General features: G+C 66.0%; 13 protein-coding genes, 1 tRNA gene and 1 pseudogene. 7 read left to right on the top strand and 8 right to left on the bottom strand.

The window, feature by feature from the left end; translation table 11 throughout:
• Positions 1–146 precede the first annotated feature (146 nt).
• Both ACTIAO_RS14655 and ACTIAO_RS14650 read right to left on the bottom strand, forming a co-directional pair.
• Positions 147–1334, bottom strand: coding sequence for an MFS transporter (locus tag ACTIAO_RS14655; protein WP_441906935.1), 1188 nt, complete (start codon positions 1332–1334; stop codon positions 147–149).
• 154 nt (positions 1335–1488) lie between these two features.
• Entirely contained in the window at positions 1489–1890 is a 402-nt protein-coding gene (locus ACTIAO_RS14650) for an SRPBCC family protein (protein ID WP_441906934.1), read from the bottom strand.
• 135 nt (positions 1891–2025) lie between these two features.
• On the opposite strand from ACTIAO_RS14650, the pseudogene ACTIAO_RS14645 reads away from it, so the two are divergent.
• The 3 genes and pseudogenes from ACTIAO_RS14645 to ACTIAO_RS14635 all read left to right on the top strand — a co-directional run bounded on the left by ACTIAO_RS14645 (position 2026) and on the right by ACTIAO_RS14635 (position 5532).
• A pseudogene (locus ACTIAO_RS14645) lies at positions 2026–3550 on the top strand (MFS transporter).
• Complete coding sequence (locus ACTIAO_RS14640; RefSeq protein WP_441906933.1) at positions 3550–4326, top strand: alpha/beta fold hydrolase; 777 nt, start codon at positions 3550–3552, stop codon at positions 4324–4326. Before ACTIAO_RS14645 ends, ACTIAO_RS14640 begins: the two are co-directional and overlap by 1 nt.
• Before the next feature lie 42 nt (positions 4327–4368).
• A complete protein-coding gene (locus tag ACTIAO_RS14635; protein ID WP_441906932.1) occupies positions 4369–5532 on the top strand; it encodes a MalY/PatB family protein in 1164 nt (387 codons plus the stop codon).
• Between the two features lie 17 nt (positions 5533–5549).
• Here the strand turns inward: ACTIAO_RS14635 and ACTIAO_RS14630 are convergent, their stop codons facing one another.
• The 4 genes from ACTIAO_RS14630 to ACTIAO_RS14615 all read right to left on the bottom strand — a co-directional run bounded on the left by ACTIAO_RS14630 (position 5550) and on the right by ACTIAO_RS14615 (position 8440).
• The gene (locus ACTIAO_RS14630; RefSeq protein WP_441906931.1) at positions 5550–6734 is read right to left on the bottom strand and encodes a type II toxin-antitoxin system HipA family toxin; all 1185 of its coding nucleotides are present in this window, start codon (positions 6732–6734) and stop codon (positions 5550–5552) included.
• The gene (locus ACTIAO_RS14625) at positions 6727–7032 is read right to left on the bottom strand and encodes a helix-turn-helix domain-containing protein (RefSeq protein ID WP_441906930.1); all 306 of its coding nucleotides are present in this window, start codon (positions 7030–7032) and stop codon (positions 6727–6729) included. Before ACTIAO_RS14625 ends, ACTIAO_RS14630 begins: the two co-directional genes overlap by 8 nt.
• 74 nt (positions 7033–7106) lie before the next feature.
• A complete protein-coding gene (locus ACTIAO_RS14620; protein WP_441906929.1) occupies positions 7107–7322 on the bottom strand; it encodes a DUF2945 domain-containing protein in 216 nt (71 codons plus the stop codon).
• Positions 7323–7375: 53 nt separating this feature from the next.
• On the bottom strand, positions 7376–8440 hold the full coding sequence (locus ACTIAO_RS14615; protein ID WP_441906928.1) for a YeiH family protein: 1065 nt from the start codon (positions 8438–8440) through the stop codon (positions 7376–7378).
• A gap of 81 nt (positions 8441–8521) precedes the next feature.
• Here ACTIAO_RS14615 and ACTIAO_RS14610 point away from each other — a divergent pair, with 81 nt between their 5' ends.
• Complete coding sequence (locus tag ACTIAO_RS14610) at positions 8522–9439, top strand: LysR family transcriptional regulator (RefSeq protein ID WP_441906927.1); 918 nt, start codon at positions 8522–8524, stop codon at positions 9437–9439.
• A gap of 61 nt (positions 9440–9500) precedes the next feature.
• A complete protein-coding gene (locus ACTIAO_RS14605; RefSeq protein ID WP_441906926.1) occupies positions 9501–9917 on the top strand; it encodes a hypothetical protein in 417 nt (138 codons plus the stop codon).
• 51 nt (positions 9918–9968) lie between these two features.
• On the opposite strand, the gene ACTIAO_RS14600 is transcribed toward ACTIAO_RS14605, so the two are convergent.
• Together ACTIAO_RS14600 and ACTIAO_RS14595 are read right to left on the bottom strand one after the other, a co-directional pair.
• A tRNA-Gly gene (locus tag ACTIAO_RS14600) sits at positions 9969–10042 on the bottom strand.
• A gap of 138 nt (positions 10043–10180) precedes the next feature.
• Positions 10181–11404 (bottom strand): NAD(P)/FAD-dependent oxidoreductase, encoded by a 1224-nt coding sequence (locus ACTIAO_RS14595; RefSeq protein WP_441906925.1) that lies wholly within the window; start codon positions 11402–11404, stop codon positions 10181–10183.
• 76 nt (positions 11405–11480) lie between these two features.
• Here ACTIAO_RS14595 and dcd point away from each other — a divergent pair, with 76 nt between their 5' ends.
• Entirely contained in the window at positions 11481–12086 is a 606-nt protein-coding gene (gene dcd, locus ACTIAO_RS14590; protein ID WP_441906924.1) for a dCTP deaminase, read from the top strand.
• A 38-nt stretch (positions 12087–12124) separates the two neighbouring features.
• Positions 12125–12595 carry a hypothetical protein gene (locus ACTIAO_RS14585; RefSeq protein WP_441906923.1) on the top strand — a complete coding sequence of 157 codons (471 nt, stop codon included), beginning with the start codon at positions 12125–12127 and terminating at the stop codon, positions 12593–12595.
• Positions 12596–12758: the final 163 nt, after the last annotated feature.

Below are 12758 nucleotides of genomic sequence, written 5' to 3'. Positions count from 1 at the left end.
GGTGCGCGACACCCTCATCGCCGACCGCAACGCGACGCGCGCCGCGGACGACTAGCCGTACTGACCGCGAGAATTGCCCTGCGCGGTGACAATCGCCGTGGCAGCGCGAGTCTCGGCGCGCAAAGCAATTCTCGCGGCTGGACGGGTCAGCGCGGCTCGAGCACGTACCGGTCGCGGGCGGCGAAGACTCCGAAGAGGGCCTGCAGCGCCATCGTCACCAGCAGGATGACGAGCGGCAGCGTCCAGCTTCCGGTGAGCGCATGCACGGCCCCGAACAGCGCCGGTCCGATCGCGGCGATCGCGTAGCCGACGGACTGCGACATTCCCGATAGTGCGGAAGACGTGCTGTGATCGCGGGCACGCTGGGCCATCAGCGTCAACGAGACGCCGAGCGACAGCCCGGAGAACACTCCGAGCGGGATGACCCAGAATCCGATGGCATCCGGCCAGAGCATGAGACCGGCGATCCCGGCGATGCCGAGCACGGGCAGCGCTGCCGGCGTGATCCGCGCGCCGCGGCCGCGCATCGCGAAGGCGACCGTGAGGGAACCGACCAGCGAGAAGACCTGGTAGACCATCACATCGATCCCGGCGAGGGTGTCGTCTCGACCGGTGCTCAGCGACATCGTCGCGAGCCACGTGACGAGCACGTAGAACGTCGTCGACTGCACGCCCATGTAGCCGGCGACCTGCCAGGCCACCGGATCGCGCCAGATTCCCAGTCGGGATGCCGGAGCCGCGGCGCTGCCTCGCATCGCCCTCATCTCATGGCGGCTGACGAACCACCAGGCGATGAGCGCGAGCGGAGCGACGACGGCGCCGGTCAGGAGCAGAGACAACCGCCACCCCGCACCGGTGTCGCTGCCGGTGAGGTTCGCGATGGGGACCGCCATGCCGGATGCCACGGCTCCCGCTCCGCCGAGGAGCGCGGAGTACACGCCCATCATCATCGGCACGCGCAGCGGGAAGTCGCGTTTGATCACAGCCGGCAGCAGCACGTTGCCGATCGCCAGCGCGACGCCGATGATGGCCGTGCCGACCCACAGCCACACGGTCGAACCGGGGATCGAACGCACGATCACGCCGACGGCGAGCAGCCCCATGGCTGCAAGCACCGCACCGCCGAGTCCCAGGCGCCGCCCGAATCCGTGCGCGAACGGCGAGACGACGGCCCAGATGATGAGGACGATCGTCGACAGCAACCCGAGCAGTGCGAGCGGGATGCCGGTGTCCTGGGAGATCCGGTCGATGAGCGGACCGACGGCAGTGACCGCCGGTCGCATGAGGGTGGCGACCAGGCACAGCGCGATGATCGCGGCGGCTGCGGGCAGCATCCGTGGGCGCGGCATCCGTGGGCGCGGGGAATCGGTGATGATCAGTCCTTTCGTCGCGCCCTCACGCGTTCAGGTCGCAATCTCTGTCGCTTTGGCGGAGCCAGAACGACAAAGATTGCGACCCCAAGCTCTGCGGGCGGGTCGTCGAGTAATCTCAGGTCGCGGCCTCGAGAAGCTCCTTCAAACGCCATAGGTCCTCGGCGATGGATGCGGCATCCTCATCCAGCTCTTCGCCGGTGACACCGGGCAGACGGTAGAGGGTGAAGACCACCTCACTGCCGTCGCCGTTGCGCAGCACGCGCAGCGGATTGTGCACGCTCGTCCCATCGGGGAAGATCACGTCGTGATCGAGGATGCCGAGGCCAACGGCATCCGTGAATCGCACCTCGACGGCGCCCATGGGCGAGTCGGTGACCCATCGTCCGTCCTCATTTCGGATGCCGGCGCTGAGGCCGGCCGCCCACCGCGGGAGGTTCGCCGGGTCGCCGCCGAACGCTGCCACGATGGCGGGATCCGCGTCGATCGCTTGGGAGATGTGTTGGGCTTCGAAGGTCATAAGGCGAGCCAAGCACAGGGTGCGCGATGCGTCGAGTTCGGCAGGCAAGTTGCGGCCTCGCCGCAGAAGCAGTGGCCGAAACTCGCTCGTCCGCGTAATTTAGGTGCCACTCGATCGGCCACGAAGGAGAACTCGATGCCCAGCCGAAAGAAACCGCTCATCCGTCGCAGAAGGCTCGAGGTCGACGACGTCCTCGTCGTCAAGAAGTCGAAGTTGCGCACGGCGATCACCGGTACGGTCGTCGGAAACTTCATGGAGTGGTTCGACTTCGGAATCTACGGATACCTCGCCGTGACGCTGACGGCCGTGTTCACCGGCGACGCCCCCCGGTGGTCTCGGTCTGCTGCTGACTCTGTTCGGCTTCGCGATCTCGTTCCTCGTGCGGCCGCTGGGTGGATTCATCCTCGGCCCGCTGGGAGACCGCATCGGCCGGCAGAAGGTGCTGTTCTTCACGATGGCGATGATGGCCACGGCGACCGCGCTTATCGGTGTGCTGCCGACATCTGAGGCGATCGGGCTGTGGGCGATCGTTCCGCTGTACATCCTGAAGATGATCCAGGGCTTCTCCACCGGTGGCGAGTATGCGGGTGCCACGACGTATGTCTCGGAGTTCTCGCCTGATCGCTCGCGCGGTTTCTGGTCGTCGTTCCTCGATGTCGGTTCCTACGTCGGGTTCGCCGCCGGTGCATCCACTGTCGCGCTCACGACATGGATCGTCGAAGGGATCTCGGGCTCCGGCGCAATGGTCGAGTACGGCTGGCGCATCCCGTTCCTCGTCGCGATCCCGCTGGGCGCAGTGGCGATCTGGTTCCGATTGAAGATTCCGGAGACACCCGCATTCGAAGCCGAAGCAGCGGATGCACGTCCGAGCCAGGGCGATGATCCGCTCGGTCGGCACGGCCTTCCCGGGATCTTCCGCCACCACTGGCGTGAGGTGCTCATCGGCGTCGCGCTCGTATCGGCTACGAATACCGCGGGGTACGCGCTCACCAGCTACATGCCGACGTACCTCGAGACCGAGGTCGGCGTGTCGAACCTGATGGCGGCGATCGCGACGGTGCCGGTGCTCATCGTGATGAGCGCCTGTCTGCCGTTGATCGGCAAGCTCTCCGATCGCATCGGACGTAAACCCGTGTACGGCATCGCCGTGGTGGCGACGATCGTGCTGATGATTCCCGCGTTCACCGTCATGCAGATCGGCGAGGAGTGGGCGGTGTTCATCGCGCTCGCGATGGTGGCGATCCCGGTCGCGTTCTACGTCGCGATCTCGGCATCCGCTCTGCCGGCGCTGTTCCCGACGGCATCCCGGTTCGGTGCGATGGCGGTTGCGTACAACATCGCTGTGTCGCTCTTCGGCGGCACGACCCCGCTGTTCAGCCAGGCGCTGATCGAGCTCACCGGAAACACCTACATGCCCGCGTTCTACATCATGTTCTTCGCGGCTCTCGGCGGCGTCGCGATGCTGACGATGAAGGAGACGGCCAAGCGCCCGCTGCTCGGCTCGTTCCCGACGGTGGAGACCAAAGCCGAGGCGAAAGCGCTCGTCGACGGGCAGGACACCAACGAGCTGCTCGACACGAGCACGATGCCGCTCGACATCATCCCCGCCGGGGGTGGCGACGCGGCCCCGGCGGGCGAGGCTCAGCCGGAGCCTGTTTGATGGACATGGTCACCTCCGCGGACGGCACCCCGATCGCGATGCACTCGAGCGGAGCGGGCCCGGCGGTGGTCATCATCAACGGTGCGCTGTCGCGCGCGCAGGATTCCGCAGAGATCGCGAGCGCGATGGCGGATGCTGGCCTTCGGGCCATCACGTACGATCGACGCGCTCGCGGTGAAAGCGGTGACACTCCGCCCGCCGCCCCTGAACGCGAAGTCGAAGATCTGGCGGCGGTGATCGATGCTGTCGGCACCGACGCGGCAGTCCTCGGGCATTCGTCCGGAGCGGTACTGGCGCTGTTCGCAGCGGGCGAGGGCCTGCCGATGACCCATCTGTTCCTGTCGGAGCCGCCGTTCCGCTTCGGTGAGGGGGAACCGGCCCCTGATCTCGCCGAGCGGCTGCAGCGCATGGTCGATGCCGGCAACCCTGGGGACGCTGTGGTCGCCTTCCAGCGTGAGGGCGTGGGTCTTCCCGACGCGATGATCGAGCAGTTCCGTGCGTCGCCGGCCTTCGCCGAGACGGCGCCACTCGGGCAGTCCACCGTGTACGACACGCTGCTCACGCAGCGGGTGTCGACGCCGACCGAGGCGATGCACGGGGTGCGGATGCCGGTGACGATCCTGTGCGGCATCGAGACGATGCCGATCCTCGCCACTGCGGCGAAGAAGCTCGCCGAGGTGATGCCGGATGCCGAGTACCTGCGGGTTCCAGAGTCTGTGGGGCACCGCGTTCACCCGGAGGCGACGGCCCGGATCGTCGCCGACCGCCTCGGTTGAAGCTCGTACAGGGAGAATAGAGACACGACCTGAAGGAGCAGTATGACCACGCATCCGTTCGACTCGATCACTGAGGCCGACCTGCGAGCAGCCGGAAGCGTGAAGTGGACGATGTTCCCTGACGCGATCGGTGCCTTCGTCGCCGAGATGGACTTCGGCGTCGCACCCGCCATCAGCGACGCGATCAATGCGTCACTGTCCTCGGGGTTGACTGGATACCTCCCGCAGCAGCTCGCGACAGATCTGCAACAGGCGACCGCGAATCGGTACACCGAGCACTACGGTTGGGCGATCGATTCGGACAACGTCCGCCTCGTGCCGGACGTCATCGTCGCGTTCGAGTTCGCCATCAAGAACTTCACCGCACCGGATGCAGCGATCATCGTGCCGACACCGGCATATATGCCGTTCCTCTCGGTGCCGCCGCGTCTGGGGCGACGGGTCATCGAGGTGCCCAGCATCCTGGTCGATGGCCGCTGGGTCATGGACCACGATGCCGTCACCGCGGCATTCGCCGCCGGGGGCGAGATGCTCGTGCTGTGCAACCCGCACAACCCGCTCGGCACCGTCTCGACACGTGATGAGCTGCTTGCGATCGCCGATACCGTGGCGGATGCCGGAGGCCGGGTGTTCTCGGATGAAATCCACGCCCCACTGGTCTACGCACCCGCGAGCCATATCCCTTATGCGTCAGTGTCGCCGGTGGCTGCCGCCCACACGGTCACCGCGGCATCCGCATCGAAGGCGTGGAACCTTGCCGGCCTCAAGTGCGCGCAGATCATCTTCTCCGATGCGGAGTCGCTGGAGCTGTGGGAAGCCGACGGCGGGTGGACCGGGCACGGCACGTCGACGACCGGAGCGCTCGCGAGCCTGGCGGCCTACAGGTCGGGTGATTCCTGGCTCGACGACGTGACTGACTATCTCGATGGAAATCGGCGACTGCTCGTGGAACTCGTGGCCGAGCTTCCGGACGTGCACATGACCATGCCGGAAGGGACATATATCGCCCTGCTCGACTTCCGTGAGACCGGGCTGACGGGAGATCTCGGCGAATGGTTCCGCGAGAATGCGGGCGTGGCCATGACGGACGGCGCGGCGTGCGGGCAGGCGGCGATCGGGTGCACACGGTTCGTGTTCGCGACTCCGCGACCGATCATGCGCGCGGCGATCGAGCGGATCAAGGCGGCGCTGGCCGACCGGTCCTGATCTCGCTTCTGAGGGGTTCAGGTCACTGCACTGGCGGCGGATTCAATGCGAGAACGCATCACGTCGACGCTGAGAGGGTCGGCGCCATGCGCCACGGCATATCGCGGGAGCGCTGACAGCACTGGTCGGAGCTGCCCGAGGAAGAGTTCGGCATTCGCGGGTAGGACACCGAACAACTTGAGAGCGTCCGTCGACATGAGCGATTCGACCGTGATTTCACGCTTGCCGATGAGGGCGAGTTCGTGCTCATCACCATCAGCAAGCGGCTCTGGATTTACGTCGAAAGCCGGGGAGAGCTCCCACGCACTTCCGCGACGGAGGAACCCGTGGTTTCGCAGATGATCGTCGAGGTTGCCGACAAGAGCGCCGAACACGGCGCGACGCCACAGCTCCGTCGTGTCGGATCCCGACACCTGCGCGAAGTCAGCGACGTCGACCCAGTCACCACCGTCGCCGTCGGTGGATTCGAGAGCGGTCATCGCGGAGATATATGGAACGCGAATGCCGTCATCCGTGCGGTCGAATCGCTTCACGAACAGCACCGTCCGGTCGGTGCCATCGACGATCACCTGTTTCGTCATGTGCGCGGGGACATCGATCCCCGCTGCTCCCATTGCATCAAGCATTGCGGCTTCCCAGGCCATCACGTTCCAGTCGTCCCCGGCGGGCTTCGGGAACTTTGCAAGCCACAGGCTGGAGCCGAGCTTCACGTTCGCCTTGGGTCGGGCGCCGCCGAGTGAACCGGTGGCGCGAAACAGACGCCGGATCGCCACTTCGTCGATCTCCTTCTCTCCGCGTTCGATCTGATCGGCGACGTGAATAATGTCAGAAAGGTCGGCTTCGACGGGCACCCCGTCGCCCTCGGCGACCGCGACACCGTCGTTCCAGAAGCGTGTCGCACCCTGACGTCCCTCATCGTTGACGCCGAACATCAGGCTCAGCTCATCGAGCTTGCGCCCAGCAGCGCGATTCTGCACCTTGCGGCCCCATGTATCGGGCGCTGAATCACTGAGGGGATTGGTTGGGAAAAGCGGTTGTGCACCTGGGAACAGGCCGAGCGCAGGAGCTATGGCGAACGCCGTTCGCGTACGCAGATAAGCGGTGTCGTACTCGAAGGCCCCCGAAGCCCTGGTGCGGTAAACCCGTCCGGCGCGGACCTGCTGGCCCTCGACCACCGTGGTCACCTCATAGGTGTTAGCCATCGGAGCGCACCCGGACTCGCTCAGGGAGCTTCTCGTCGACCATCAGTCGGCCGCGGGGGGTTGAGAACGGATCGGTTGCGGCGACCACAGCGTCCATGAGGCCGAGCACTCGCAGGACACGGAGCGTGATCTCCAGTGACGTGCCCTGGCCGTTCTCAAGTTTGCTTATGGTCGGCGGCGTCGTGCCTGCGCGCTGCGCGACCATTTTCGCGGTCAGGCCCAGCAACTTGCGTTGCGTTGCGAGGTTCTCTCCGAGCACGCGCAGAGAACGCCTTACCGGGACTGGCGTCGTAGACATACTATCAGTGTAGATCAACTCTGCTTTAAGTAATCTATTTTTAGATAAAGCTTTCTTATTGCTAATTCAGCAATTTACCCCTTGAGGTGCCTCAGCGCGCCGCCCTTGTGCGCCGCGACGTGATCGGTCTTGTCGCTCTTGATCTCGTACTGCGGGTCGTCATCGCTCGCGCGATGCGTGTGGCCCTTGTAGTCGAAGTCGGCGGTGTGCACCTTCACGATGCGGCCGCTGACCTGTCCGGCCTCGGAGTTCCAGCCGACGTGGTCGCCGACGGCGAAGTTCTTGGTCATGGGTTCACCTCTGCTCTCGATCACGTCGATTGTGGCATCCACCCATCGGCGTCTCAACGGAAGGACGCCGTGACACCGATCGTCGCGAGAGCGGTCACTGTCACGAGCACCCAGAGGATGCCGCCGAGCGCGAGCGGCCGCCAGCCCGCGCGGCGAAGCGCGGGGATGTCGGTGGAGAGCCCGATGCCGGCGAGTGCCATAGCGATGAGAAAGATGCTGGCGTGCACGAGCACGTCCCGCGGGCCGTCCGGAATGATGCCGGATGAGTTGATGAGTGCCACGACGATGAATCCGACGAGGAACCACGGGATGAGCTTCGCAACGCGCGCACCGGTCAGGCCACTGCCGGATGCTTCTCGCCGCGCTTCCATCACCGACAGGCCGATGCTGATCGGAATGATCATGAGTGTTCGGACGAGCTTGACGACCACCGCGAACCCGAGTGCTGCCGTGCTGTAGACGCCGGCGGCGGCGACGACCGAGCTCGTGTCGTTGACCGCCGTGCCGGCCAGCAGCCCGAAGGTGTGCGGATCGAGGTTCAACGCATGCCCGAGCATCGGAAACAGGATGACGGCGAGGATGTTGAACAGGAAGATCGTCGACACGGCGTACGCGATCTCCGCGCTCGCGGCTCCGATGATCGGTGAGACCGCGGCTATGGCGGAGGCGCCGCAGATTCCTGTCCCGACGCCGATCAGCGTGGTGACGCGGCGCTCGGTGCGCAGCAGCTTGCCGATAAGCCAGGCGCCCAGAAGGCAGACCACCAGAGTCGTGAGCATGATCGGGAGGGACTCGAGACCCACCTGCAGGATGCTGCTGAGCGAGAGCTGCACGCCGAGGAAGACCACTGCGAGTTGCAGCAGGAACTTACTGGAATAGGTGATGCCGGGCTGGATGCGAGCATCCGTCTTCTCGTGTCCGCGCATGAGGCGCGGCCGCAGAAGTGAGATGAGCACGCCGATGATGATCGCCGGAACCGCCGAGCCGAGAACAGGGATCACGGAACCGATGCCCGTGGAGATGGCGGCAATGGCGGCGGTGAGGAGCACGCCCGGCCACACGGCGAGGCCGCGCGCGCCGAGTCTGCGAGGAAGGGTGGAAGCGGGGGCGATTTGCACAGTTTCACCATCCAACAGGTGCGGACACGGCGGTAGCGGTCTATCGTCGATAGGGGTACAAACTCAGACTGTGGGGCGGAAATGCAAGGTGTTCCTGACATTGAGGCGCTGGAGCTGCTGGCCGCCGCCATGCGCTACGGTTCGATCTCCGCTGCGGCGCGGGAGTGTGGGGTGACGCAGCAGTCCGCCTCGGCGCGGTTGCGCAGTGTCGAGCGGCAACTCGGACTAGAGCTGTTCTTGCGGACCCCGCGCGGAGTCGTGCCGACGGCAGAAGGCGAGACGGTCGCGTCGTGGGCCGAGGGAGTGCTTGCGGGGGCCGAGCGGTTCCGCGCGGGCATCGAGACGCTGCGTGATGAACGTCAGCGCGAGCTGACGGTCGCGGCGAGCCAGACCGTCGCGGCGCACATGATCCCCGCGTGGCTGGTCGCGCTCAGAGAGCGGCAGTTGAGATCAGGGCAAGACCCGACTGCGGTACGGCTGCTGACCGGCAACAGTACCGAGGTCGAAGCGCTTGTGCATGACGGTGCGGCCGATCTCGGCTTCATCGAATCCTCCGCGATCCCGGCAGGGCTTTCGCATACGACGATCCGGATGGATTCGCTCGCTCTGGTGGTCGCGCCCTCGCATCCGTGGGCGACGCGGGAGTCGGTCGAGATCGACGAGGTCGCGGACTGCGCGCTCGTCACACGCGAGGCGGGCAGCGGCACACGACAAACGTGGGAAGATGCCGTGCGCTCCGTTCTCGGACGGGATGCCGCAGCGCCCGCCGTCGTGCTGCCGACGTCCGCTGCCGTGCGGATGGCTGTCGCCGAAGGGCTCGCGCCCGCACTGCTTTCAGCGCTCGCGGTCGCCGATGACATCCGGTTGGGGCGGCAGGTCGAGGTGCCGCTCGACGGCCAGACGATCGCCCGTCCGATCACGGCCCTCTGGCGCGGTGGCACGCGGGATCTGCTGTCGATCAGCCGCGAACTGGTCGAAGTCGCCGTCTCGACGGCATGAGAACAGGCAGGACAGAAACTGGAGGGACTGACGGTGTCTGGGTTCAGGACATCGTGAACGCATGTCCCGGGTCATCGTGAACGATCGTGCTTCCGGTGCGGGGATGTCTCAGGACATCGTGAACGGTGGCCAAATACGAGATTCTGATCAAAGCCGTCGCCTTCCAGAGCCTGTCATACGCTCGCGTCGCTGCGCTTTACGGGGTCTCGAAAACCCCTGGTCCATAAACTTCACCACCGATGGCTGGACGAGGGCGACGCCGCATTCGAGCCACGCTCGCGACGCCCCGCAACGACACCGAACCGCACCCCCGATGCGATCCGGCCGGCTCCTCCACATCGGCAGAGCACACGCCCGCACCGAGATCATCTGCCTCGTCCACAACAATGACGCCACCGTCATCACCCTGGCCACCGGAGAACTCCTCGCCGAATTCACCCTCAACCCCGACAAGAACTACAAAAACAAAAACGGCTGAACCCCCGGTTTCCGGGGGTTCAGCCGTTCACGATGTCCTGAGACATCACAATGGAGGGACTGACGGGAATCGAACCCGCGCTATCTGCTTGGGAAGCAGAAGTTCTACCATTGAACTACAGTCCCGCAACCTTTCGGCGCCCGGCCAGCATAACAAAAGTTGAGGCGACTTCGACTCGCTGACGCTCGCTCAGCGCGTTTCGACTCGCTGACGCTCGCTCAGCGCGTTTCGACTCGCTCCGCTCGCTCAACGACCGAGGGGCATCAGCGCAAGGGATCGAACGCGGCGATCGCAGGATGCGTCTTCCCGGTGACGATCCTCTCGGCGAGCATCTTTCCGGTCGCCGGTCCCAGCACGATGCCCCACATGCCGTGGCCTCCGGCGACGAAGACGCCGGGAGCGCGCGTCGCCCCGACCAGCGGAAGCCCGTCGGGGGTGACGGGCCGCGACCCCACCCACTCGTCATGCCGCACTTCGAGGTCGACGCCGCGGAACATCCGCTCCGCCTGATTGATGATCGCCTGGATGCGGCGGGGCTGGGACGGCTCGTCGGGACCGCGGAACTCCAGGGTGCCCGCAATGCGGAACCGACCCTGGTACGGCGTGCAGGCGATGCGCTGCATCGGCAGATACACCGGATGTTCCGCCTTCACAGCGGTGTCGACGGTGAAGGAGTATCCGCGCCCGGCCTGCACCGGCATCCGCACTCCGAGTTTGCGTGCGAGTCGCGGCATCCACGCGCCCGTCGCGATGACGATGGAATCGGCGGACAGGCGCTCGCCGTCGGCAAGGGTGACGCTTGCCGACGTGCCGCCGGTGACCGAGACGACCTCGGCGCCGGTGCGCAGCGTCGCGCCGCGTGCGACGACGGCGTCCGCGAGAGCCTGCACGAACGGGGCGGGCTCGAGGAAGCGCTGTCCGTCCAAGCGATAGGCGACCGTCACGGCATCCGAGAGCATCGGAGCCAGTTCCTGGGGTGAAGCCAACCGCTCGAGCGGTGCCTCTTGCCCATGCCGGACCACGCCCGCGATCTCGCGGAGGAAGCCCTTGGCATGCGCCTCCTCCGCGAACCCGACGACGAACGGACCTTCCCGGGTCCAGGAGTCCACGCCACCATCGGTGAGCTCGTCGAAGCACTCCAGTGCAAGCTTGTCGATCGGGGTCAGCGCAGCCATCGTCCGATCCCACGCCCGGTTCGTGCCGTGCGCGGCGAACCGGGCGAGGAACCCCCAGAGGCGTGCATCCATCCGGAACGGCACGTGCAGCGCAGCATCCGGATCGATCAACGCTTTCGGGCCATAGGTCCACAGGCTCGGGTCGGCGAGCGGGATCGTCTTGCTCGGCGTGAGCCAGCCCGCGTTCCCCCACGAGGACCCGGCCGCGACACCGGTGCGATCGAGGATGGTGACCTCGACGCCCTTCTCCTGCAGATGCCATGCCGTGGCAAGGCCGACCATGCCCGCGCCGACGACGATCGAGTGCGCCATTGCCGCCTCCAGTTAGACAGCTGACCCCAGGATGCCAGACGCCTGACGGCCGCGGCCGATGCCATACGCTGGTTTCGTGCTTCTCAGTGATCGCGACATCAAGGCAGAACTCGCATCCGGCCGGATCGGCCTGACTCCGCATAGTACGGAGATGATCCAGCCGTCGAGCATCGACGTGCGTCTGGACCGGTACTTCCGGCTGTTCGACAACCACAAGTACCCGTTCATTGACCCGTCCGAGGACCAGCCCGAGCTGACGCGCCTCATCGAGGTCAAGCCGGACGAGCCGTTCATCCTGCACCCCGGAGAGTTCGCGCTCGGCGCCACCTTCGAGCAGGTCAGCCTCGCCGACGACATCGCCGCACGGCTCGAGGGCAAATCGTCGCTGGGACGCCTCGGGCTCATCACCCACTCCACCGCAGGGTTCATCGATCCTGGCTTCACCGGCCACGTGACCCTCGAGCTCGCGAACGTCGCGACGCTGCCGATCAAGCTCTGGCCCGGGATGAAGATCGGGCAGCTCTGCTTCTTCCGCCTCACCTCGCCCGCCGAGAATCCATACGGCTCGGGCCCCTACGGCAACCGTTATCAGGGGCAGCGGGGGCCGACGGCATCCCGTTCGTTCCAGAATTTCCACCGCACCGACGTCGGTTCCGTGGATGCTGGCTCGCTCGGAGGCTGACCCCGCGCAGCGATGCCCCCACACGTAGTATCGAGAGCATGAGCGGCGAAAACACGGAGAACCCGCAAAATTCCGGCGCGGATGCCACGACCGATGCCGAAGCGGCCATCGAAGGATTCGAGATTCCGCCGCCACCCAGTTTTGACTCGGCGCCACCGGCTCCCGGTGCGGAGCCCGTCATTCCGCCGGCGCCGTCGGAGCAAGTCGAGGCTGACGCTCCCGCGCTCCGCAAGCGCAGCACGTGGGCACCCGAAGACAGCTGGACCTCGGCATCCGCTCACAAGAAGGAGGCGGTGCCGCCAACCGCTGCAGAGAAGGCTGAACTGCGTGCGGCTGCATCACGCGCCGCGACGGCCCGCGACGAAGCGACCCGGAATTACGTCAGCCCGGCCGCGGGCGGAACGGCCGGGCAGAGCTACCGCGGGTGGACGATCGCGATTTACGGCGGACTCACGGTGCTGTTCGTGGGAGCGATCGCGTTCATGGTCTTCCTGGGTGTTCCGGGCTGACCCCGGATTCTTCTCCGGCCCGCCTGGCCTCCTCGAATTCACGCGGCGGGGGGGGGGAAAAGGAGCCCCCACGGGGGGGTGGGAGACGGTTTGAAAACCCCCCGGGCGGGGGGTGGCCGGCGGGCGGGGGTCCTGGCCGGGTGCGCGCTGGGCGCGAGCGAGC

The organism is Microbacterium sp. (assembly GCF_052099035.1).
Lineage (GTDB): Bacteria > Actinomycetota > Actinomycetes > Actinomycetales > Microbacteriaceae > Microbacterium.
This window is presented reverse-complemented; position numbering and strand designations above follow the sequence as displayed.

Coding starts and splice junctions, on each gene's coding strand:
- ACTIAO_RS14625 (WP_441906930.1), bottom strand. CDS start 7,032: ATGTCTACGACGCCAGTCCCGGTAAGGCGTTCTCTGCGCGTGCTCGGA.
- ACTIAO_RS14640 (WP_441906933.1), top strand. CDS start 3,550: ATGGACATGGTCACCTCCGCGGACGGCACCCCGATCGCGATGCACTCG.
- ACTIAO_RS14605 (WP_441906926.1), top strand. CDS start 9,501: ATGTCCCGGGTCATCGTGAACGATCGTGCTTCCGGTGCGGGGATGTCT.
- ACTIAO_RS14655 (WP_441906935.1), bottom strand. CDS start 1,334: ATGCTGCCCGCAGCCGCCGCGATCATCGCGCTGTGCCTGGTCGCCACC.
- ACTIAO_RS14610 (WP_441906927.1), top strand. CDS start 8,522: ATGCAAGGTGTTCCTGACATTGAGGCGCTGGAGCTGCTGGCCGCCGCC.
- ACTIAO_RS14650 (WP_441906934.1), bottom strand. CDS start 1,890: ATGACCTTCGAAGCCCAACACATCTCCCAAGCGATCGACGCGGATCCC.
- ACTIAO_RS14635 (WP_441906932.1), top strand. CDS start 4,369: ATGACCACGCATCCGTTCGACTCGATCACTGAGGCCGACCTGCGAGCA.
- ACTIAO_RS14585 (WP_441906923.1), top strand. CDS start 12,125: ATGAGCGGCGAAAACACGGAGAACCCGCAAAATTCCGGCGCGGATGCC.
- ACTIAO_RS14620 (WP_441906929.1), bottom strand. CDS start 7,322: ATGACCAAGAACTTCGCCGTCGGCGACCACGTCGGCTGGAACTCCGAG.
- ACTIAO_RS14595 (WP_441906925.1), bottom strand. CDS start 11,404: ATGGCGCACTCGATCGTCGTCGGCGCGGGCATGGTCGGCCTTGCCACG.
- ACTIAO_RS14630 (WP_441906931.1), bottom strand. CDS start 6,734: ATGGCTAACACCTATGAGGTGACCACGGTGGTCGAGGGCCAGCAGGTC.